Raw genomic sequence first — 1,105 nt, 5'->3', positions numbered from 1 at the left:
CCGCCTGCTTCAACGCTTGTGCCGCCCGGTTAAATACCTTGGGGACATGACCGGGCAAGGGTTTTCCCCCCGATATTCGGGTTGAGGGTGCTACCCCCATCCAGGAACTGAAATGTTGCTCAGTCGGAAAACGCGACAAATCAGGTCCGACTTCGCTCGCCAGAACCAAGGCAGATTCGATTCCGATGGTGGGAATCGCGGTCAGGTCCACGCCCATGATTCTCACAAGTGCCTGGTGCAAGCTGGCCTGTTCATCCGCCGAGCGATGCGGGCTACGCAGTGGCTTGGTGGGTTGCGTGGGCTCATGGTTCAGCACTGGGAGTCGATCAAGCGCCTGAGTGATGGCCTGATCACATTCGGCAATCTGCTTCTCAAGGAAATCATGAGCAGCCACTTCCTGAGCCAAAGCATGCAAATGCTCGACTCGCCAGTTACCGTGCAGACTGCGGGCAATGGTTTGGTGATCGGCCTTGATACGGCCGTCTCGGAAGTTGGCCAAGACTTGAGGGTCGCGCTCGCCATCGATGATGGCCTTGATGATTTTCATCCCTGTCACGCCAGCAATATTGCTGATGACATTGGCTAACTGAATGTTCATCTGCGTCAGGGCTTTTTGCATGCGGTTGATGGTCTTGGCTTGATCACGAACCTTCATGGCCCGCTGGCGAACCAATGATCGCATCGAGCAAATATCATCAGCGGGTCGGAAAGCACCTCTGAGTAAGCCATGGGTCATGAGTTGCCAGATCCACTGGCAATCCAGAACATCGGATTTACGCCCGCTTATCTGACGAGTTGCACGGGAGTTGACCAGGTACACCTCAAAGCCCCTTGAATCGAGCAACTCGAACAGGGGTATCCAGTAAACGCCAGTGGCCTCCATCGCCACGACCTTGATTTTCAGCGATTCCAGCCATTCGGCCAGCTTCACCAAATCCTCAGTGAAGGCCGGAAAACAGCGAACAGGCTTGTCGCTTTGATCGGGATTGACGCCAACCCAGTGCTCGCGGCTGCCGATATCGATACCGGCACAATGAGGGTGAATCACTTCAAATCGTTTCTGCTGCTTCTTGCGCGCCATGACAATTCCTCGCAGGATTGAATG

At 54.8% G+C, this 1,105-nt stretch carries 1 protein-coding gene; it reads right to left on the bottom strand.

The window, feature by feature from the left end; genetic code table 11:
• Positions 1-1,081 (bottom strand): IS110 family RNA-guided transposase (locus OC610_RS27840; RefSeq protein ID WP_264432785.1); only part of this gene is annotated, 1,081 nt, incomplete at its 3' end.
• Positions 1,082-1,105: the final 24 nt, after the last annotated feature.

The organism is Pseudomonas agronomica (assembly GCF_025917275.1).
GTDB classification, from domain to species: domain Bacteria; phylum Pseudomonadota; class Gammaproteobacteria; order Pseudomonadales; family Pseudomonadaceae; genus Aquipseudomonas; species Aquipseudomonas agronomica.
Note: the sequence above shows the minus strand (reverse complement) of the source record. Positions and strands in the feature narration are given on the sequence as shown.